At 33.8% G+C, this 20,249-nt stretch carries 19 protein-coding genes; 4 read left to right on the forward strand and 15 right to left on the reverse strand.

What is annotated here, in order from left to right; translation table 11 throughout:
* Positions 1–10 precede the first annotated feature (10 nt).
* From mrdA to purH, 5 genes are all read right to left on the reverse strand, one after another.
* Positions 11–1,987, reverse strand: coding sequence for a penicillin-binding protein 2 (gene mrdA / locus PQ463_RS20190; RefSeq protein ID WP_274255217.1), 1,977 nt, complete (start codon positions 1,985–1,987; stop codon positions 11–13).
* Positions 1,984–2,490 carry a hypothetical protein gene (locus PQ463_RS20195; RefSeq protein ID WP_008466524.1) on the reverse strand — a complete coding sequence of 169 codons (507 nt, stop codon included), beginning with the start codon at positions 2,488–2,490 and terminating at the stop codon, positions 1,984–1,986. Before PQ463_RS20195 ends, mrdA begins: the two co-directional genes overlap by 4 nt.
* On the reverse strand, positions 2,483–3,307 hold the full coding sequence (gene mreC / locus PQ463_RS20200; protein ID WP_111426075.1) for a rod shape-determining protein MreC: 825 nt from the start codon (positions 3,305–3,307) through the stop codon (positions 2,483–2,485). Before mreC ends, PQ463_RS20195 begins: the two co-directional genes overlap by 8 nt.
* 111 nt (positions 3,308–3,418) lie before the next feature.
* On the reverse strand, positions 3,419–4,447 hold the full coding sequence (locus PQ463_RS20205) for a rod shape-determining protein (protein ID WP_008466528.1): 1,029 nt from the start codon (positions 4,445–4,447) through the stop codon (positions 3,419–3,421).
* Between the two features lie 56 nt (positions 4,448–4,503).
* Positions 4,504–6,030 carry a bifunctional phosphoribosylaminoimidazolecarboxamide formyltransferase/IMP cyclohydrolase gene (gene purH, locus PQ463_RS20210; RefSeq protein WP_274255218.1) on the reverse strand — a complete coding sequence of 509 codons (1,527 nt, stop codon included), beginning with the start codon at positions 6,028–6,030 and terminating at the stop codon, positions 4,504–4,506.
* A gap of 165 nt (positions 6,031–6,195) precedes the next feature.
* On the opposite strand from purH, the gene PQ463_RS20215 reads away from it, so the two are divergent.
* Positions 6,196–7,443, forward strand: coding sequence for an ABC transporter permease (locus PQ463_RS20215; protein WP_274255219.1), 1,248 nt, complete (start codon positions 6,196–6,198; stop codon positions 7,441–7,443).
* A gap of 89 nt (positions 7,444–7,532) precedes the next feature.
* Positions 7,533–8,432, forward strand: coding sequence for a cupin-like domain-containing protein (locus tag PQ463_RS20220; RefSeq protein ID WP_274255220.1), 900 nt, complete (start codon positions 7,533–7,535; stop codon positions 8,430–8,432).
* A 129-nt stretch (positions 8,433–8,561) separates the two neighbouring features.
* Here PQ463_RS20220 and accD read toward each other — a convergent pair whose 3' ends face one another.
* The 3 genes from accD to tamL all read right to left on the reverse strand — a co-directional run bounded on the left by accD (position 8,562) and on the right by tamL (position 13,223).
* Positions 8,562–9,416: an acetyl-CoA carboxylase, carboxyltransferase subunit beta gene (gene accD, locus PQ463_RS20225; RefSeq protein WP_111367748.1), complete on the reverse strand. Its 855-nt coding sequence runs from the start codon at positions 9,414–9,416 to the stop codon at positions 8,562–8,564.
* 104 nt (positions 9,417–9,520) lie between these two features.
* On the reverse strand, positions 9,521–10,588 hold the full coding sequence (gene fbaA / locus PQ463_RS20230) for a class II fructose-bisphosphate aldolase (RefSeq protein WP_008466540.1): 1,068 nt from the start codon (positions 10,586–10,588) through the stop codon (positions 9,521–9,523).
* Positions 10,589–10,649: 61 nt separating this feature from the next.
* Positions 10,650–13,223 carry a translocation and assembly module lipoprotein TamL gene (gene tamL, locus PQ463_RS20235; RefSeq protein ID WP_274255221.1) on the reverse strand — a complete coding sequence of 858 codons (2,574 nt, stop codon included), beginning with the start codon at positions 13,221–13,223 and terminating at the stop codon, positions 10,650–10,652.
* 37 nt (positions 13,224–13,260) lie between these two features.
* Here tamL and PQ463_RS20240 point away from each other — a divergent pair, with 37 nt between their 5' ends.
* Complete coding sequence (locus tag PQ463_RS20240; RefSeq protein WP_274255222.1) at positions 13,261–13,989, forward strand: RNA methyltransferase; 729 nt, start codon at positions 13,261–13,263, stop codon at positions 13,987–13,989.
* Between the two features lie 9 nt (positions 13,990–13,998).
* Here PQ463_RS20240 and porT read toward each other — a convergent pair whose 3' ends face one another.
* From porT to PQ463_RS20260, 4 genes are all read right to left on the reverse strand, one after another.
* On the reverse strand, positions 13,999–14,709 hold the full coding sequence (gene porT / locus PQ463_RS20245) for a type IX secretion/gliding motility protein PorT/SprT (protein ID WP_111426084.1): 711 nt from the start codon (positions 14,707–14,709) through the stop codon (positions 13,999–14,001).
* A 1-nt stretch (position 14,710) separates the two neighbouring features.
* Positions 14,711–15,442, reverse strand: coding sequence for a bifunctional demethylmenaquinone methyltransferase/2-methoxy-6-polyprenyl-1,4-benzoquinol methylase UbiE (gene ubiE / locus PQ463_RS20250; RefSeq protein WP_111379460.1), 732 nt, complete (start codon positions 15,440–15,442; stop codon positions 14,711–14,713).
* Between the two features lie 569 nt (positions 15,443–16,011).
* Positions 16,012–16,494, reverse strand: coding sequence for a dihydrofolate reductase (locus PQ463_RS20255; protein ID WP_274255223.1), 483 nt, complete (start codon positions 16,492–16,494; stop codon positions 16,012–16,014).
* An 11-nt stretch (positions 16,495–16,505) separates the two neighbouring features.
* On the reverse strand, positions 16,506–16,850 hold the full coding sequence (locus PQ463_RS20260; protein WP_274255224.1) for a 2TM domain-containing protein: 345 nt from the start codon (positions 16,848–16,850) through the stop codon (positions 16,506–16,508).
* Between the two features lie 239 nt (positions 16,851–17,089).
* On the opposite strand from PQ463_RS20260, the gene PQ463_RS20265 reads away from it, so the two are divergent.
* Complete coding sequence (locus PQ463_RS20265) at positions 17,090–17,386, forward strand: isoamylase early set domain-containing protein (RefSeq protein ID WP_274255225.1); 297 nt, start codon at positions 17,090–17,092, stop codon at positions 17,384–17,386.
* A 38-nt stretch (positions 17,387–17,424) separates the two neighbouring features.
* Here the strand turns inward: PQ463_RS20265 and PQ463_RS20270 are convergent, their stop codons facing one another.
* The 3 genes from PQ463_RS20270 to PQ463_RS20280 all read right to left on the reverse strand — a co-directional run bounded on the left by PQ463_RS20270 (position 17,425) and on the right by PQ463_RS20280 (position 20,123).
* Positions 17,425–18,276 carry a thymidylate synthase gene (locus PQ463_RS20270; protein WP_111379457.1) on the reverse strand — a complete coding sequence of 284 codons (852 nt, stop codon included), beginning with the start codon at positions 18,274–18,276 and terminating at the stop codon, positions 17,425–17,427.
* Positions 18,277–18,365: 89 nt separating this feature from the next.
* Positions 18,366–18,989, reverse strand: coding sequence for a bifunctional nuclease family protein (locus tag PQ463_RS20275; protein WP_008466556.1), 624 nt, complete (start codon positions 18,987–18,989; stop codon positions 18,366–18,368).
* A gap of 165 nt (positions 18,990–19,154) precedes the next feature.
* Positions 19,155–20,123 (reverse strand): electron transfer flavoprotein subunit alpha/FixB family protein, encoded by a 969-nt coding sequence (locus PQ463_RS20280; protein WP_274255226.1) that lies wholly within the window; start codon positions 20,121–20,123, stop codon positions 19,155–19,157.
* Positions 20,124–20,249 lie beyond the last annotated feature (126 nt).

Genomic DNA, 20,249 nt, shown 5'->3' on the forward strand with positions numbered 1-20,249 from the left:
ATAATCTTTCTTAGTTTTTCTTAGTTGTGTCTACTGCTGTTTTTTTAACTTCCGTTTTAGGTGCTGTTACGGCTGCTGGTGCTTTTGGTTTTATAATTTTTGCTTGTAAAACAGAATCTTTTGGTACAGATTCAATTTTAACAGCATCACTTATTCCGCCTACTTTAGCATATTCAGAAAGTAAGCTTTTATTTAATACTCTTACTTCTAGATCGGTTCTTGTAATTTTCTTTCTTAGATATTTTTCAATCATTAAACTCGCAATCGGACCTGCAACTGTTGCTCCAAAACCTCCATTCTCAATCATAACAGCAATAGCAATTTTTGGATTGTCTTTTGGGGCAAAAGCAACAAATATAGAGTGGTCTTTAAGCTGTGTTCTTTTTCCGTTTATTTTAGCAAAGTTCTCAGCAGTACCTGTTTTTCCGCAAATATCGATTCCCTCCACTCTTAGAGCATAAGCGGTACCTTTGTTATATACATCAAATAATCCGCTGATAACCGGTGGGAAATACTTTTGATCAATCGTAGTCACATGTTTTGTAGTGAACTTTTCATCAATTTTTTCGCCCTCAATTTTTTTAATGATGTGAGGAGTATAATAATAACCCTGATTGGCAACGGTTGCCATCATGTTGGCCAATTGAATAGGTGTCATTAAAACCTCTCCCTGACCAATTGCATTAGAGACAATCGTTGAGCTTCTCCATCCGCCGTTAGGATAGATTCTTTTATACGTTTTAGAAGTCGGAATATTTCCTCTTTTTCCAGTAGGCAAATCGTACCCCATAAACTGACCTAAACCAAAACTTTTTATGTGGCTGCTCCAAACATCCACAGCTTGACCGGGGTCTTTGTATTTATTAATTGTCAGCATATAGGCTTGGCCAAAATAAGTGTTGCAAGAATTGTAAATTCCGTTATGCAATTGATGTGGGCCAAAACCGTGGCATTTCATAAAACGGCCTCCACCATAACTAAATCCGTGATGACACATGAAAGTAGTTTGTTCATTTACAACACCTTCTTGAAGTGCAACCAAACCAGTAAGGATTTTAAATGGAGAACCTGGAGGATACTCTGCTAAAAGCCCTCTGTCATATAAAGGTTTTGCAATAGAATCGTGATATAAAAGTGTGTAGTTTTTAGATCTTTGACGCCCTACTAAAATACCAGGATCATAAGAAGGAGCTGTAACCAATGCTAGAATTTCTCCAGATTTAGGTTCAATAGCAACAATTCCTCCTCGCTTATTAATCATCAATTCCTCGCCATATTTTTGAAGTTCAGCATCGATCGTTAAATTAATGTCCTCTCCAGCAACGGCAATTGTATCGTACTTCCCTTCTTTATAAGGGCCAATTTCTCGATTGTATTTGTCTTTCTGAATGTATTTTACACCTTTTATTCCGCGTAAAATCTCTTCGTAGCTTTCTTCTACACCTTGCTTTCCAATTAAATCACCACTGTTATAGTACGGATTCTTTTCGATTTGTTTTTCGTTTACCTGAGTAATAAAACCAAAAATATTTGCTCCGTAATCTACTTCGTAGTCACGAAGTGATCTTTTTTGGAAATAAAAACCATCATATTTTCTGATTTTCTCCTGAAAAGCAGCAAATTCGTTTTTGTTTAACTGAGATAAAAATACAGACGGAAGCCTTGGGCTATATACTTTTGCTTTTTCAATACGTTTATGATATTCCTCTTCAGTAATATTCAGAAGAGCGCAAAATTCAGCAATATTTAGGTCCTTTTTTATGTCTCTTGGAATAACCATGATATCATAAGAAGCCTGATTCGCAACAAGGAGTTTTCCGTTACGATCATAAATATAACCTCTTTCAGGGTAGTCATATACTTTTTTTATTGCATTATTTTCTGATTTCAGTTTAAAAGAATCATCAATAATCTGCAGGTAAAAAATCCTAATCACTAGCAAAGACGCTGCAATAATAATTATAGTGGGCAGCAAGACTTTTCTCATCGTTTATTGGGCTTAATAAGATAAATTATTATTATTGAGGTGATTATAGTAAAGATAGAACTAAATAAGGTTCGAAGCAAAATGTCCCAGATAAATTTAAACTGGAAGGCTTCTAAAACAAACAGTACAATATGATGCATTAGAACCGAAACCAGTATAAATGAAAATCGTTCTGGTGTTAAAGATTCATTCAGTTTAATGGTTTGATACTCATAACTTAAACCAAAAGAAAATTTAAAAATATAAGGCCTGTAATAAGCTAAAATAACGCACGCAGTGGCATGTATTCCTCCAGAATTGCAGAACATGTCCATGATTAGTCCTAAGAAAAAGCTTGAGATAATTAATCCAGCTTTATTGCTGTTTACTGGGTAAAGAATGATATACAAGATATACGGAAACGGACTTATATATCCCAAGAAATTCATATTGTTGAAAATAACAATCTGAATTGCCAGTAACATAATAAATCGAAAAATATTGACTAACAGAGCGCTATTCATTTTTTTCTTTGTTTTCTAAATTAATAAGTTCCTCTCTGTCTTTGCTCTTGATAATGTAAACGTGTCCTAAGTTTGTCATGTCGTTAAAAAGTTTAACTTTTATAACATAAAAACTTGTTTGGGTCTCTTTGTAAATCGTTTCAACGGTTCCAATGTTGATTCCTTCAGGGAAAATTACAGATTGTCCTCCTGTTACAATTGTATCTCCTTTTTTAACTGAAGCTAATCTCGGGACATCTCTTAGCTGTACAAATCCAGTGCTTTTTCCATCCCATGTTAAAGAACCAAAATGATTTGATTTTTTTAGCTTGGCATTAATTCTGGATTTCATGTTCAAAATACTCACAACGGTAGAATATCTTGGAGACGTATCATCTATGATACCCACAATTCCTAAACTGTTTATTACCCCCATATCTGGTTTAACACCTTCGTTAGATCCAGAGTTTAAAGTAAGAAAGTTTTCGTGTGTGCTATATGTGTTATGAATTACTTTTGATACAATGATGTCGGCAGGTTTTACCCCTTTAATGGTATCAGGTAAAGGCAATTTTGATGTGTCTTCTTTGTTGAATAAAAGACTTTTTAATCTTGCGTTCTCAAGTACAAGTTCGTCGTTTTCAGCTCTTAAATTCATGTATTCATTAACACGATTGATTTTTTCATAAACACCTCCGCTTAAGAAATTTGCAGAACTGATTATTTTGCTTCTGTGGTAAGAATGAGATTGAATCGTGAGTCCTAACGAAATACCTAAAAGCAGCAAAAACAGCAATCGATTACTGTTTCTTATAAGGAAATTAAATATTTGCTGCATTTCTTGTCTGGTTATTTTGTTTCAGGATATGCTTAAAGGTTTCAGTTTTTACAAGGGTCAAAAGGTTGTAATTTGACCCTTATAAAAGTAAATTGATTATTATTTTGAATCTTATTTGATTAAGATGCTTTTAAATTTAGCAATGTTTTTAAGAGCCATTCCTGTACCGCGAACAACAGCTCTCAAAGGATCTTCAGCAATATAAACTGGTAAATCTGTTTTTTGAGAGATACGTTTGTCAAGACCTCTTAACATAGATCCTCCACCAGCTAAATAGATACCAGTGTTGTAGATATCTGCTGCTAACTCAGGTGGAGTCTGAGATAATGTTTCCATTACCGCATCTTCGATACGCTGAATAGATTTATCTAATGCTTTTGCAATTTCACGGTAAGAAACATCTACTTGTTTTGGTTTACCAGTAAGCAAATCTCTACCTTGAACTGACATATCTTCTGGCGGGCCATCTAAATCTTCGATTGCCGCTCCGATTTGAATTTTAATTTTCTCAGCAGTACTTTCTCCAACAAATAAGTTGTGCTGTGTACGCATGTAATACACGATATCGTTTGTAAAAACGTCACCCGCAATTTTAACAGACTTGTCACAAACAATTCCGCCTAATGCGATTACAGCAATTTCTGTTGTACCACCTCCGATATCGACAATCATGTTTCCTTTAGGTTGCATAATGTCAATACCAATACCAATTGCCGCCGCCATTGGTTCATGAATCAAGTAAACTTCTTTTCCGTTTACTCTCTCACAAGATTCCTTCACCGCTCTCATCTCCACTTCAGTAATACCAGAAGGAATACATACAACCATACGTAAAGCTGGAGTAAACATTCTTTTTTTCAATGCAGGAATACTTTTAATGAACATATTGATCATTTTTTCCGAAGCATCAAAATCAGCGATTACACCATCTTTCAAAGGCCTTATAGTTTTGATGTTTTCATGTGTTTTACCTTGCATCATATTGGCTTCCTTACCAACAGCAATGATTTTGCCTGATACTCTATCACGTGCAACGATAGATGGACTATCAATGACAACTTTATCATTATGAATGATTAAAGTGTTTGCGGTTCCAAGGTCTATCGCAATATCCTCGGTCATGAAATCAAAAAATCCCATAAGTTTTTTAGGGGTTTAAAATGTTATAAATTATTTATCGAACAAAGTTAAACAAATTAATGTTTAAAATGACGAGTTCCTGTAAATACCATTGCAAGATTATTTTCGTTGCAATAATTTATACTTAATTCGTCTTTAATCGAACCTCCTGGCTGAATTACAGCAGTTATTCCTGCTTTTTTGGCTAATTCTACACAATCCGGAAATGGGAAAAATGCATCACTTGCCATGGAAGCTCCATTTAGATCAAATCCAAAAGCTTTTGCTTTGTCAACTGCTTGAATTAAAGCGTCAACTCTTGAAGTCTGACCTGTACCTGATGAAATCAATGTTCCGTTTTTAGCAAAAACAATAGTATTTGATTTTGTATTCTTGCAGATTTTAGAAGCAAAGATCAAATCTTCGATCTCTTGAGCAGTAGGTTCTGTTATTGTAACGGTTTTTAAATGCTCTTTATTATCCGTAATATTATTTCTGTCCTGAATTAACAAACCATTAAGACAAGTTCTTACTTGACGAGCTGGCAATTCAACGTCGTTTTGTACTAAAATAATTCTGTTTTTCTTCTCTTGTAAAACCGTAACTGCCTCATCATCATAAGATGGCGCGATTACAACCTCGCAGAATAATTTGTTGATTTCTTGTGCAGTTTCTAAATCAATTTTTGTGTTAGAAATTAACACTCCTCCAAAAGCTGAAGTAGGATCACAAGCTAAAGCTGCTAAATAAGCTTCGCTAATTGTTTTTCTTGAAGCTAATCCGCAAGCATTATTGTGTTTTAGAATTGCGAATGTTGGTCCGTCAGTTTTAAACTCAGCAATTAAATTTACTGCAGCATCAACATCTAATAAGTTGTTGTATGATAATTCTTTTCCGTGAAGTTTTTTAAACATTGCATCAAAATCTCCAAAGAAGAATCCTTTTTGGTGAGGATTTTCACCATATCTTAAAACTTGACCGTTTGCAATGCTTTCTTTGTAAATAGTCTCGTCTGTATTGAAATAATTAAAAATAGCTCCATCATAGTGAGATGAAACGTGGAAAGCTTTAGTAGCAAACAATCTTCTATTCTCCAAAGTTGTTGCTCCATCTTGCTCTGTAATCAAATCTAAAAGTAAACTGTACTCGTTAACAGAAGCTACAATCACAGTGTCTTTGAAATTTTTTGCACCAGCACGAATTAATGAAATACCACCGATATCAATTTTTTCAATAATATCTTGTTCGCTTGCTCCAGAAGCAACTGTTTTTTCAAAAGGATATAAATCAACAATCACTAAATCGATTTGAGGAATATCAAATTCCTTCATTTGCTGAACATCGCTTTCATTGTCTTGACGATTCAAGATACCACCAAAAATTTTTGGGTGTAAAGTTTTAACTCTTCCGCCAAGAATTTCTGGGAAAGAAGTAATGTCTTCAACAGGAACTACTGGAATACCAAGGTTTTTGATGAAATCTTCAGTTCCTCCAGTTGAATAAAGCGTTACATTTTGTTCGTGTAATTTTCTAACAATTGGTTCTAATCCATCTTTAGAAAAAACAGAAATTAATGCCGATTGTATTTTTTTAGTTGTGCTCATTGTGTAGTTATGATTTTGAGACTGCAAAAGTAGTTTTTTTATATATTATATTAAAAAAAAATCATGTAACAAAATGCTAAAAAAATCTACTGATGAGTAAGTTAACTTTTATTAGGTTTTTGAATTTAAATTATTGAATTTTACTTTATTGAAAAATACAAAAATATGATCGTTTATCTAAGATTATTAAAAGAAAGTTTGAGTTTTGCCATCAATGCTTTGCGAAATAATAAATTACGTACTTTATTGTCGCTCTTAGGTGTAACGATTGGTATTTTTTCGATTATTGCTGTTTTGGCTGCTGTTGACTCTTTGGATAAAAAAATCTCTAAAGATTTGAGCAGCTTGGATAAAAATACGATTTATTTAATGAAATATTGTTTTGGACCATCTGAAATTCCGCAATGGAAGAGAGAGCAGTTTCCAAATGTAAAATATGATGAGTATATCGGTCTGAAAAACTCAATGAATAATACAGATCAGGTAGCATATCAGCTTTTTGTAAATAGAGAAAGTTTAAAATACGATTCTAAAACTGTCAGCGATGTAAATATTATTCCAGCGTCAAGCGAAATGGTCGATATCGACGGCTTGAGTTTTGATAAAGGAAGATTTTATAACGAATCTGAATCTAACTCTGGAACTGCCGTTATTGTTCTCGGATATGATATAGCGGATGGACTTTTCGGTTCAAGCGATCCAATCGGAAAAAGTATTCGTTTATACGGACAGCGTTTTACTGTAATTGGGGTAATTGCAAAACAAGGAGCAGGTTTTTTTGGAGACAGCAATGATACTTCGGTTTATCTTCCAGCCAATTTTTTAAGAAGAATGTATGGTGATAGTGATTCTATGACTCCAGTTATAGTTTTAAAGCCTGAAAAAGGTGTTGATATGGATGCCTATAAAGCAGAAATTGCACAAAAACTGAGAGCAATCCGAGGAATGAAAGCTGGAGAAATGGATAATTTCTTTATTAATGTGCTTTCTGGTTTTACGGACTTTATTGATGGAATCTTAGGTCAGATGAATTTTGTAGGCTGGATCATCAGCGGATTTTCTCTTCTTGTTGGAGGTTTCGGAATTGCCAATATTATGTTTGTTTCGGTAAAAGAAAGAACCAATCTTATCGGAATTCAAAAGTCGTTGGGGGCAAAAAATAAATTTATCTTATTCCAATTTTTGTTTGAAGCTATTATTCTTTCTGTTATTGGCGGAATCATTGGTCTGCTAATGGTTTGGGGAATCGCTGTAATTTTAACAAAAGTCCTCGATTTTGAATTTGTTTTAAGTTTAGGGAATATAATTTTGGGAACAAGCCTAGCGGCCTTTATTGGGCTAATTTCGGGGATTCTGCCAGCGGTTTCAGCGGCAAATCTAGATCCTGTAGAGGCCATTCGTACAGGAATGTAATATTGTTTTTGTGTTATTTTACTGTAAATTTTGATGGCTCGAAATAATTAGATATTTTTGATAGACCAAGAACATAAATCGTTAAATATATGAGCTTTAACCTTAGATCTGTCGATACTGTTGAGTCTATTTCTAGAGAAGATTTCAAAAAGAATTATTTAGACAAAAGAAAGCCTTTAATTATAAAAGGACTTACTAAGGATTGGCCAGCAAGAGAAAAATGGTCAACAGAGTATTTCAAGCAAATTGCTGGAGATATAGAGGTTAAGCTTGTAGATAATTCAAAGGCAGATCCAACAAAAGTGATAAATGCTTCTATAGCAAGTATGAAATTTGGAGAATATCTGGATTTGATCAAACGCGAACCAACACAATTGCGTATTTTTTTCTTCAATCTTTTCAAACACAGACCTGAATTAATTGACGATGTAAAAATCCCAAAAGAATTAATGGGCGGTTTTATAGAAAGTATGCCAGCCATGTTTTTTGGCGGTTCTAAGGCGATTACTTTTCTGCATTATGACATCGATTTGCCACATCTTTTCCATACTCATTTCGGAGGTCGAAAACATATTATTTTATTCGATAATAAATGGAAAAAAAGGTTGTATTGTCTTCCAAATACAACTTATGCTTTAGAAGATTATGATGTTGCCAATCCCGATTTTGAAAAATTCCCAGCTCTAAAAGGAGTGGAAGGGTATGAAGTTTTTCTAGAACACGGAGATACTTTATTCATGCCAACAGGAATGTGGCATTGGATGCGTTATATAGATGGTTCTTTTTCGCTTACGCTTCGCGCTTGGGATCAATCGATTAGTAGAAAAATGGCCAGCGTTTGGAGTTTATTTATGCATGGCGCTGTAGATAGTGCAATAAAAGTAGTTTTTAGAGAACGCTATGCGCTTTGGCGTGAAAAATTAGTCTTTAAAATTGCTGAAAAAGAATTGAAGAAGGATTTGAAGAAGGATTTGAAGAAAGCGAGCTAAGAAAAATTCCGTAGGAATGAAATGTCGGTAGCAACGGAATTTATTTCGTTGATATGATATGTTAATATTTAATATAAAAAAATCCCAAGAAGAATTTCTTGAGATTTTCTATTTTAAGTAGTTTTAAAACTATCTAATGTCATTATTTTGAATCAAATCGATATATAAGTTGATCTTATCTTTCAATTCTTTTCTTGGCGTGATAAAGTCTAAGAAACCGTGCTCTAATAAGAACTCAGCAGTTTGGAAACCTTCTGGCAAATCTTTTCCTGTAGTATCGCGAACAACACGAGGACCAGCAAAACCAATCAAAGCACCTGGCTCAGAGATGTTGATATCTCCTAACATTGCGTAAGATGCAGTTGTTCCTCCTGTTGTTGGGTCTGTACAAAGAGAGATGTAAGGTAATTTAGCTTCAGCTAATTGAGCTAGTTTTACAGAAGTTTTTGCTAATTGCATTAAAGAATAAGCAGCTTCCATCATACGAGCTCCACCAGATTTAGAAATCATTACAAAAGGAAGTTTGTTTTTGATAGCGTGATCAATACCTCTTGCAATTTTTTCACCTACAACCGCTCCCATAGATCCACCAATAAAAGCGAAATCCATACAGCAGATTACAAGTTCTCTTCCTTTAGATTTTCCTACTCCCGTACGTACAGCGTCTTTAAGATGAGTTTTTTCCATTACATCTTTCAAACGATCTGCATATTTCTTTGTATCCACAAAGTGCAGAGGGTCTTTAGAAGTCATGTTTTTATCTAACTCAACAAATTCGTTGTTGTCGAATAAAATTTCAAAATAGGTTGCGCTTCCAATTCGAACGTGAAAATCATCTTCAGGGCTTACGAACAAATTTCTCGCCAATTCGTCAGCATCAATAATTTTTCCAGTAGGAGATTTGTACCACAATCCTTTCGGAACGTCCATCTTATCTTCAGTAGCGGTCGTAATCCCTTTTTCTTGTCTTTTAAACCAAGCCATTTCTTTTAGTATTCAGTGTTCAGTAATAAAAAATTTCAGTGTTCAGTGGTATTCAGTTTTAAGTATTCAAACTGAACACTTAAAACTGTAAACTGAATACTTTTTTATAACGTGTTTACGTTATTTAAATCAGCAAAAGCTTGTTCAAGTCTCGCGTTGAATGTTACTTCGCTTTCACGAACCCATTTTCTTGGATCGTAGTATTTCTTGTTTGGAGCATCTGGACCTTCTGGGTTACCAATTTGAGTTTTTAAGTACTCAATATTGTTTACCATATAATCACGGATTCCTTCAGTATATGCAAATTGTAAATCTGTATCAATGTTCATTTTGATAACTCCGTAACCAATAGCTTCTCTAATTTCTTCAAGTGTAGAACCTGAACCTCCGTGGAAAACGAAATCAACTGGGTTGTGTCCAGTGTTGAATTTGCTTTGTACGAAATCTTGAGAGTTTTTTAAGATTTTTGGAGTTAATTTTACGTTTCCTGGTTTGTAAACACCGTGAACGTTTCCGAAAGCAGCAGCAATTGTAAATTTAGGGCTCACTTTAGATAATTCTTCGTAAGCGTAAGCTACCTCTTCTGGCTGAGTATATAATTTAGAGCTATCTACGTCTGAGTTGTCAACGCCATCTTCTTCTCCACCTGTAATACCAAGTTCGATTTCTAATGTCATTCCCATTTTGCTCATTCTAGCTAAATATTCTTTGCAGATTTCGATGTTCTCTTCGATTGGCTCCTCAGACAAATCGATCATGTGAGAACTGAATAATGGTTTTCCTGTTTCTGCGAAATGTTTTTCAGAAGCATCTAATAAACCGTCAATCCAAGGTAAAAGTTTTTTTGCACAGTGGTCAGTGTGTAAGATTACAGTTGCACCGTAAGCTTCTGCCAAAGTATGAATATGTTTTGCTCCTGCGATTCCTCCCGCGATTGCTGCTTTTTCACCTGCATTTGATAATCCTTTTCCAGCGTTGAATTGAGCTCCACCGTTAGAAAATTGAATGATAACTGGCGCGTTAAGTTTCGCTGCAGTTTCAAGAACTCCATTAATTGTGCTTGATCCAGTAACGTTTACTGCTGGAAGAGCAAAACCCTTCTCTTTCGCATAATTAAAGATCTCTTGTACTTGATCTCCTGTAGCTACTCCTGGTTTAATGTTGTGTGCCATTTTAATTTTTTTTTATAGTTGTTTTTAGTTTTTAGGTTGCAAAAATAAGAATTAATTAGCATTAGAATGGATAATTTATACCAAAATTTAAAACGGAGTGTCCAAAATTGTATTCTTTAAACCACCTGTCTCCCTTCTCATGTGCTGGATTATAAGTCTTAAAGCCTAAATCTAAACGAATCACAAAAAAGCTTAAATCGTATCTTAAACCGAATCCTGTACCTAAAGCAATTTCAGCTAAATCGTTTAAGTTGTCGAATCTTGCTTTCGGATCTATCACATTATCGAGCACATTCCAGATATTTCCGGCATCTGCAAAGAATGCTCCTTTTACATCTCCAAAAACTTTGAAACGAAATTCGGCACTCGCTGCAATTTTCATATTGGCCTCGTTAAAGTCGTTTACGGCATTTGTGCTTCCTGGCCCTAAAGCATAAGGTTGCCAAGCACGGTTATCATTGGAACCTCCGCCATAATAACTTCGTGAAAACGGGATGTAGTTTGAATTTCCAAACGGAATTGCGATTCCAAAGAAGCTTCTCACCGCCAGAACTTTCTCTTTTCCAAAATCCCAGTGTTTGATATAATCAAATTCGGTTTTTATATATTCTGAATATTCTAGATTAAAAATCTCGTAATTGCCTTTTGCATTTTTTTGAAGATTTCCAACCTCAGAAATTAATGACAATAGTGTTCCTGCCGACTCAATTTTGGTTCTAAATTGATAGAAATTGTTATCTGCCAGATCTTTTTTAGTTGTTTTAGTGAAAGAAAAACTTGTTGCAAGGATAAAATCATTTTCGGTCAAACGAACTCTTCTTTCCTCAATACTTTCAACTTCTTGATATTGCGGATTGTCTGGAGTCAAGGCTGTTTTTCCGGTCAACACATCATTCGTAAATCCAGTTGTTCCTTTAGGTATGGTAAGGTCTTTTCTAGCTTGTTCCTCTGTTGTGGTTCCCCAGTTGAGAGGATCCACATTGTAATCTTTTCCAATAAAATTCAAATCATCATAAGATGAAGTGTATACATTAAAGTAATTGTCAGGATTTAAGTTACGGACAAACTGCGCATTTAATAATTCGAATTTTGCCGTATTATGACGTTTTGGTGTCCAGTTGTATGAGATACCTCCTGTAAAATTTTCTTTATCCAAACCAATATTTCGCTGTTTTGAAAAACCAGAAGTAATAGAGGTGTAGGGGATCATACTTTTGGGGATAATTTTTTCTGTTCCAAACGGTAGTAAAATTCTTGGAAAGTTTAGTTTCATATCCAAACCATACTCAGAAACATTAAAGAAATTATTGTTAGGGTTGGCCATATCTCTGGAAGATCCGATGTTTAAACGGGCAGAAATTTCAAGAGTTTCGGCACGGTTAAATACATTACGAATAGTTTCAGAAACACTGGCTCCAATTCCGAAATCTTGAATATTAGAGTGTGTTAAGTCAAGTGTTGCTCCAAAACTGTATTTTTTTCTTGGAGTCAAATAAACATTGGCAATAAGAGATTGAGCCGTAGAATCTCTTTTGTCTACTTCATATTGGATTGATGGATAGTTGAAAATCCTTAAATTATTTAAATATCGAGAAGATAGAGTGGTTCTAAAATCAGCAAAAGTGCTTCCTTTTGTAATGAAGATAGCGTCGGTTATCGCACGGGGTCTATATTTTAATGTCTTGTAACTGTAAAGATTAAAGTTGTTGTATGTTACACTGTCAGTTGGTTTTTTCTTAGAATTTGCAGCAGAATAATCTGTGTAAATGTTTACATCGCTAATTTTGTACAATTTAAAAGGTTCAGTACGGCTTGAATCTCTATCTTGAATTGTGTTGTTGTTTATTATCAAAGTGACATCAGCTTTTGCTTTTTTACCAATGGTATCAATGTCAAAAGTTACATAAGTAGGTTGAAAGTAATAAGCACCATGATTTCTGAAATATGTTGTGATACGGTTTTTCTCTTCTTCAAAATCAGTAGTTTTATATTGATTTCCAGATTTTAATAAAGAAGGTTCATTATTAGTTCTATATAATGAGTCTAATGCAGGAGTCATTATTTTGGTTCTAATAGTATCTAACTTGTAAGCCGGTCCTGTAGTGATATTATAATTAATTGCAGCTCTCTTTTTTCCAACAGTATCAATAGTATAATCGGTTTGGACATTAAAAAAACCATTATTGAAATAATAGTATTTTAATCGAAGCAATGATTTTTTAGCCTTAGAAGTGTCAATTATTACTGGAGGTTCACCAGTATTTTTTAGAAACTCATGAATTCCTTTGTAATAAAAAGATTGTCCAAGACGGTCGACTTGTTTTGCAGAGAATATCTTAGACATGCGCTCATACTTTCCGGGATTGTTTTTAAATTTGGCCTGATAAGTAGAATCTGGATTTAAATTTGCTAAATTGTATAAATTTAGTCGAAGCTTATAACCTAATAATTTACCATTTGGTTTTTGGTACATCTGATTAGAAGCTGTCTCATCGTTTGTCGATTTTCCGTTAACTATAATATTATTTTTTACAAGAAGATTTTTTCCATCGGGAACTCTTTTTACGGCATTACAAGCGCAAATTAATATTGCAATTAGAAGAAATGCTATTATTTTTGTGGAATTATTTTTCAAGTGTTATTTAATATTTAATTCAAAAGTACATTATTTTATGGTTAGTAAAAACCAAATAAAACTAATATCAGGCTTGCATCAAAAAAAGCAGCGTTTTGCTAATCAGCTATTTTTTGCTGAGGGAGTAAAAGTAATTCAAGAATTGCTGCAATCCAATTTTGAATTAGAACATTTATACACCACGTTGAATGATTTTCAAGCGGTTCACACCTCAAAACGCACTCTTATTAATGAACAAGAACTGAAAAAAATAAGTGCTTTGTCGACTCCAAATTCTTGTTTGGCAGTTTTTAAAATTCCAGCCGAAAAAGAAATAATCGATTCGGGCTTAATTTTAGCTTTAGACGACATCAGAGACCCAGGAAATCTAGGCACTATTTTACGTCTTTGCGATTGGTTTGGTATTAAGCAGATTGTCTGTTCTAAAGAAACAGTAGATATTTATAATCCAAAAGTGGTACAAGCTACAATGGGATCTATTACCAGAGTAAATGTAAGCTATGTTGATTTAAAACTTTTTCTTGCTCAAACTAAACTGCCTGTTTTTGGAACCTTTATGGACGGAGAAAATATTTACCAATCAAAACTGCCTCAGGATGGAATCATTATTATGGGTAATGAAGCCAATGGGATTTCAGAAGAGATTGAAAAAACTGTAACCAGCCGTCTTACAATTCCTAGATTTGGAGAGCTTCAAAAAACCGAAAGTTTAAATGTCGCTACCGCAACAGCAATTATTCTTAGTGAATTTAAACGAAATAGTTGATACTTTGTTTTAATGAAAAGTGAAATTTATTAAAAGTGCCCTAGATTTCATCGAATCAATGTTTCCTGTCCATGGGCTGTCTGGAGTATTGTCCCTAATAAGTTCATCTGTTATACCAAACATTCCTCTAACAGAAGGAGAGAAGATAAAGTATTCGGTAAAAATATCAATTCCTAAACCTAATTCGTAAGCAGCAGTCCATTGTTTTACTCTAAATTTCTGCTCAAAGTTATCGTCTTTAGATTTGGCGTTACTAGATAAATTTAAAGTTGTAGACATACCGCCAACCAAGTATGGGCGTATGTTTCCTGTACGCAAGGCAGAAAATTTCAATAACAAAGGAAAGTGAATGTAAGTACTGTTTACTTCTCTCAAATAATCACTTTCTTTGTTGCTTATACCAGGAAAATAAAGATCACGTTTGGTATAATACAAGCCTGGTTCAAAGCGCAGGTTGATATATTCTTGAAGTCTTAAGTCGGCTACAACCCCCACATTAAAACCAGTTGTTTTTTTAACCTGAATATCTTCCTTTACGGGAGTTTTGTAATCAAACTTAAAGTCAAAACTATTAAAACCTAGATAGTAGCCAAAGTAAATACGCTGCTTTTGCCAGTTTTCAAGATTGATAATAGGATCTTTGCTAAACATGTTTTTAGCAAATTGCGAATGTCCTTTTGTCGTTAAGACCAATAAAAATAAGATTACAACTTTTTTCATACTATTTTTTAGATGCAGAATAAATTGTTGCGACACCAAAAGTTTGAGGCATAGCCACAACATCTATAAACCCAGTTTTTCTTAAAATATTGTTTAAGGCTTCTCCATAAGGAAAAGCAGCGGCTGATTCAGACAAATAGCCATAAGCATCATTATCTTTAGAAAATAATTTTCCAATTAACGGAAGTATATTTTTACTGTAGAAATTGTAGCCTTGTTTATAAGGAAATTTATCTGGAACAGAAGTTTCTAATATAACAAAAACGCCATTTGGTTTTAAAACTCTTAAGATTTCTGAAAAACCTTTTTCTAGGTTTTCAAAATTTCTTACGCCAAAACCAACTGTGATTGCGTCAAAATAATTGTCCTCAAACGGCATGTTTTCAGAATCTCCCAAAACTAGTTCAATTACATTTGAAAGCTTTTTTTCTTCTACTTTCTTTTTTCCTACTTCTAGCATTCCCGCAGAAATATCTAGGCCAATAATTTTTTCGGCATTAGTTTGTGAAAGTAAAATGGCCAAGTCGCCAGTTCCAGTTGCAATATCAAGAATAACTTTTGGTTTTTTGTCTGATACTATTTTTAATACTTTTTTGCGCCATTTAACATCAATTCCAAAAGAAATTACACGATTCAAATTATCGTAATTCCCTGAAATGGTGTCAAACATTTGGGTTACCTGCTCTTTTTTACCTAAAGAAGAGTCTTTATACGGAGTTATTTTTTCAGACATTTTTTTTATTTGGGCAAATATAAACAATCTAGTTTAACTGTAATTGAGTTTTTTAATTTGTAAAATAAATGTTTGGAAGGATTTATTTTAAAACAGATTTTGCATCCCTAAATCTAGGTATTTTATTAAAATCCCCAAATCTTGGTATTGTCTAATAGCGCTATTATGAGCAACTTTGTCAAAGTAAAAATGATTAAAGTTTTAATGATTGATTATGTCGCTATGACTTAAACAGATGATTGCTTTTTTTTGTGCTGGTAATTCATTTGTTCATGAAAGGGTTTTGAAAGTATTGTTCTTGGGGGGAAATACTATATTTAAGCGCAAAGTACGTTCTTAGGATTAAATTTGTTTTTGGAAATTTTAATTTTCTGCCTTTAATATCTTAGTGGTATTTGTTATTAGAGGCGTTTGAGGCTTGGGTCTCAAATAACATTAAATGTTATTCAGTTTTACAGATGTTTCTCAACATTTGTGATTTTTTTTAAAACAAAATTCTTCTTGAGCGAGTTAGGCTTCAAAAATCAATTATTTAAAAACATCCTCCCTAAAAAGAGGATGTTTTTTATTTATTTTCTAATGTAAGTTTCATACGTATAATCATAAAGGTGTTTTTCATCTTTATAATTTTCTTCGGCTTCTACCAAAACCCATTCGCTTTTATTGATTTTTGGAAAAAAAGCATCGGCATCAAACGAATGATGAACCTTAGTTAACTCAATAATATCAGTAAACGGAAGAGCAAGATTGTAAATTTCGCCACCACCAATAACATAGCTGTCATCATTCTCAGGGCACAGAGCAATTGCTTTTTCGATACTATCTACTACAATGCATCCTTCTGGTTTGTAATTTTCTTGACGGGAAATTACAATATGAACGCGGTCTGGTAAAGGTTTTGGGAAACTTTCAAAAGTTTTTCTTCCCATAATGATATGGTGACCAGTAGTAAGCGATTTAAATCTTTTAAAATCATTTGGCAAATGCCATACTAATTCGTTGTTTTTTCCAAGCGCATTATTTTCGGCTGCAGCCGCTATCATTATAATCATGGTATGCTTAACTAATTTTTATTTTCATTCTCTTCGTTGATAGAAGATTCAAGCTGACTGATTCTCTTTTGCTGTAAAGCAACTAATCGGTCAATTTGTTCTCTTTCCCATTTTTTATTCATAAAACGGTCGGTTATATACACTTTTATAAAATGCAGAATAAAAAGGAAAAGCCAGATGGTAATACCCCAGATGCACCAGTTTTGACTTGTGCCTTCTCCGAAACCAAAAAATCTATTGGCAATAAATAAAAATAAACTTCCAAGTAGGAAAAGAACAAAATGAAAATATAAAACCTTTTTTTGTCTTAATCGGCGTCTAGCGTATTCGTATTGTTCGTGTACTTCTTTTTCCATAAGATAAAAATGAGATCATAAAGTTAAAATTTATTTTCGAAAGACAATATTTTGGGTATAGAATATTTACTTTTTAGTAATCTAATAATTTGAAAAACAAAATTTTAACCACTTTAAATTACCAATAAAGCGAAAAAAATATATTGTTTTTGGTATTATCATAAATCGGTTCTGGAGGTAGTTAGTGTTTCGTTGAATTTAATTAATTTTAGATGTATAAATCTAAAAACGAAATAGTTATGTCTTTGAAAAAACAATTTATCAAAACGAAGCCGGTTGTTAAAGTTACATTTTCAATAGATGCCAAAGATGCTGATTCGGCAGCGGTGGTTGGAGATTTTAATAACTGGGATGCCTCGGAAGGAGCTTTAAGCAAGTTAAAAAACGGAACATTTAAAGCAACTTACGATTTGGTGAAAGATGCAATCTATGAATTTAAGTATCTGATTGACGGGAATTATGTTAATGATCCTGAAGCCGATTCTTATAAATGGAATGATTACGCTGGAAGTGAAAACAGTGTTTTAGTTGTATAAAAAAATCCGCTTAAATTTTTAAGCGGATTTTTTTATTTTTATACAGCAACACTTCCTTTTATGGCAGGGTGTGGATCGTAATCTACAAGTGTGAAATCATTAAAATCAAAATCAAAAATGTTTTTAATCTCTGGATTTAAAATCATTTTTGGTAGTGGTTTTGGTTCACGCGTTAATTGCAGTTCCAATTGTTCAAAATGATTATTGTAAATATGTGCGTCACCAAACGTGTGAATAAATTCGCCTGGTTCTAAGTCGCATACTTGTGCAATCATCATGGTCAACAATGCGTACGAAGCAATGTTAAAAGGCACTCCTAAAAAGATATCGGCACTTCGCTGATACAATTGGCATGAAAGTTTTCCTTTTGTTTCGCCTTTTTCAGGATCTGGACTTGCTACGTAAAACTGAAAAAATGCATGACAAGGAGGTAAGGCCGCTTTGTTATTGGCTACATTTTCCTCAAAAGATTTTTTAGTATCTGGCAAAACCGAAGGATTCCACGCAGAAACTAGCATTCTTCTGCTGTTCGGATTTGTTTTTAATTCAGTAATTAATTCAGAAATCTGATCAATTTCTTCGCTATTCCAGTTGCGCCATTGATGCCCATAAACGGGCCCTAAGTCGCCATTAGAATCGGCCCATTCATCCCAAATTTTCACTCCGTTTTCCTGAAGATATTTAATATTGGTATCGCCTTTTAAAAACCAAAGCAATTCGTAAATGATGGATTTTAAATGTAGTTTTTTGGTTGTAACCATCGGGAAACCTTCACTTAAATCAAAACGCATCTGGTAGCCAAAAACGCTTTTAGTTCCTGTTCCGGTACGGTCTCCTTTTTGATTGCCGTTTTCTAAAACGTGTTTTACTAAATCTAAGTATTGTTTCATTTTGTTTAATCGTTAAATCGTGGATTTGTTTAATCGTGGATTTGTTTAATCGATTTAACGAATAAACGGTTTAACGATTAAACATATATTTATCTTCTAGAGATTTCGTCTCTAATTTTTGCTGCTTTTTCGTAATCTTCTTGAGAAACGGCTTGGTCTAAAAGCTCGTTTAATTCTTGTAAAGAATGTTTTGCGTAAACGTCTCCAGATTGGTTGCTTTCTTCTTCGTGTCCAAAAGTTTCAGGATTTGAAAGGACATCGTCTATTTCTTGAGCTCCAGAATCTGTTTCGGCAGTATTTGATTTTAAATAAATTCCAGCTTTATCCAGAATGTTTTTATAAGTAAAAATAGGAGCATTGAAACGCAGTGCCAAAGCAATAGCATCAGAAGTTCTTGCGTCGATAATTTCTTCGATTTTATCTCTTTCGCAGATTAAGCTTGAATAGAAAACACCGTCAACTAATTTGTGAATGATAACCTGTTTTACCACGATATCAAATCTTTCGGCAAAATTTTTAAATAAATCGTGTGTTAACGGACGTGGCGGTTTTATTTCTTTCTCTAGAGCAATAGCGATCGACTGGGCTTCAAAAGCGCCAATAACAATAGGTAATTTTCTCTCGCCGTCGACTTCATTCAAAATTAAGGCATAAGCGCCATTTTGAGTTTGACTGTATGAAATTCCTTTTATGGATAATTTTACTAGACTCATATATGTTTGTAAAAAAGGCACTTAGCGCCTTATTTTAATACTATTTTGGTTTGGAAAATAAAGCTGCAATTTTAATCAAAAAATATGGAACAAAAAAGCTGCCTATAAACAAAGATACAACATCTTGTTTTTAGGCAGCAATATTTTTAAAGAGAATTCTTTGTATTAAGAATGCTGAGCTTTGAAAGCTTTTAATTTCTCTGTTAATTGTGGTACAATTTCAAAAGCATCTCCAACTACACCATAGTCAGCAACTTTGAAGAAAGGAGCTTCTGGATCATTATTGATAACTACTTTTACTTTAGAAGAGTTGATACCAGCAATGTGCTGAATCGCTCCAGAAATACCTATAGCAATGTATAAGTTGGTTGCAACTGGTTTTCCTGTTTGTCCAACGTGCTCGCTGTGAGGTCTCCATCCTAAATCTGAAACTGGTTTAGAACAAGCAGTTGCAGCTCCAAGAACAGCAGCAAGATCTTCTACTAATCCCCAGTTTTCTGGACCTTTTAATCCGCGTCCGCCAGAAACTACGATATCGGCATCAGCTATAGAAACTTTTCCAGATACTTTTTCTACAGATTCTACTTTTACGCCAAAGTCATTATCTCCAATAGTTGGATTGAAGTCTTCTGCTGCAGCAGCTCCTGTGCTTTCAAAAAGGCCGTAAGAGTTTTTAGCTAAACCAAGAACTTTTACATCTGTGTCGATTTGTGTAATGTTGAAAGCTTTGTTTGAAAAAGCATTTCTTTTTACTTGAAATGGAGAAGTGCTAACTGGCAATCCTACAACATTTGAAGCAAAACCAGCATTTAAAGCCACAGCAACTAGCGGTGAAAGATAAATGCTATCTGTTGTAGAAGAAAGCAATACTACTTTTGTTCCTTCTTTTTCAGCAGCTTGTTTGATAACATCAGCGTAAGCTTTTGCATTAAAACCAGCTAATTTGTCGTTGCTTACTTTTAAAACTTTATCAACTCCGTATTTGCCTAACTCGCTTACATCACTGATGTTTACTGTTAAAGCAGTAACAGTTGTTCCTAATGATTCAGCTACTTTTTTAGCGTAAGAAGCTAATTCGAAAGCAACTTTTTTAAATTTTCCTTCTGCAGATTCTGCGTATATTAATATTGACATAACAATTTTAGATTTTAGATTTTAGATTTCAGATTTTTGAAAATGAAATCTAAAATGATTATTGATTTTAGATTTTGAAGTGAATCAAATTTTGAGTTTTAGATTTCGTATTGCAATCAGCAATCT

The organism is Flavobacterium sp. KACC 22763 (assembly GCF_028736155.1).
Classification (GTDB): domain Bacteria; phylum Bacteroidota; class Bacteroidia; order Flavobacteriales; family Flavobacteriaceae; genus Flavobacterium.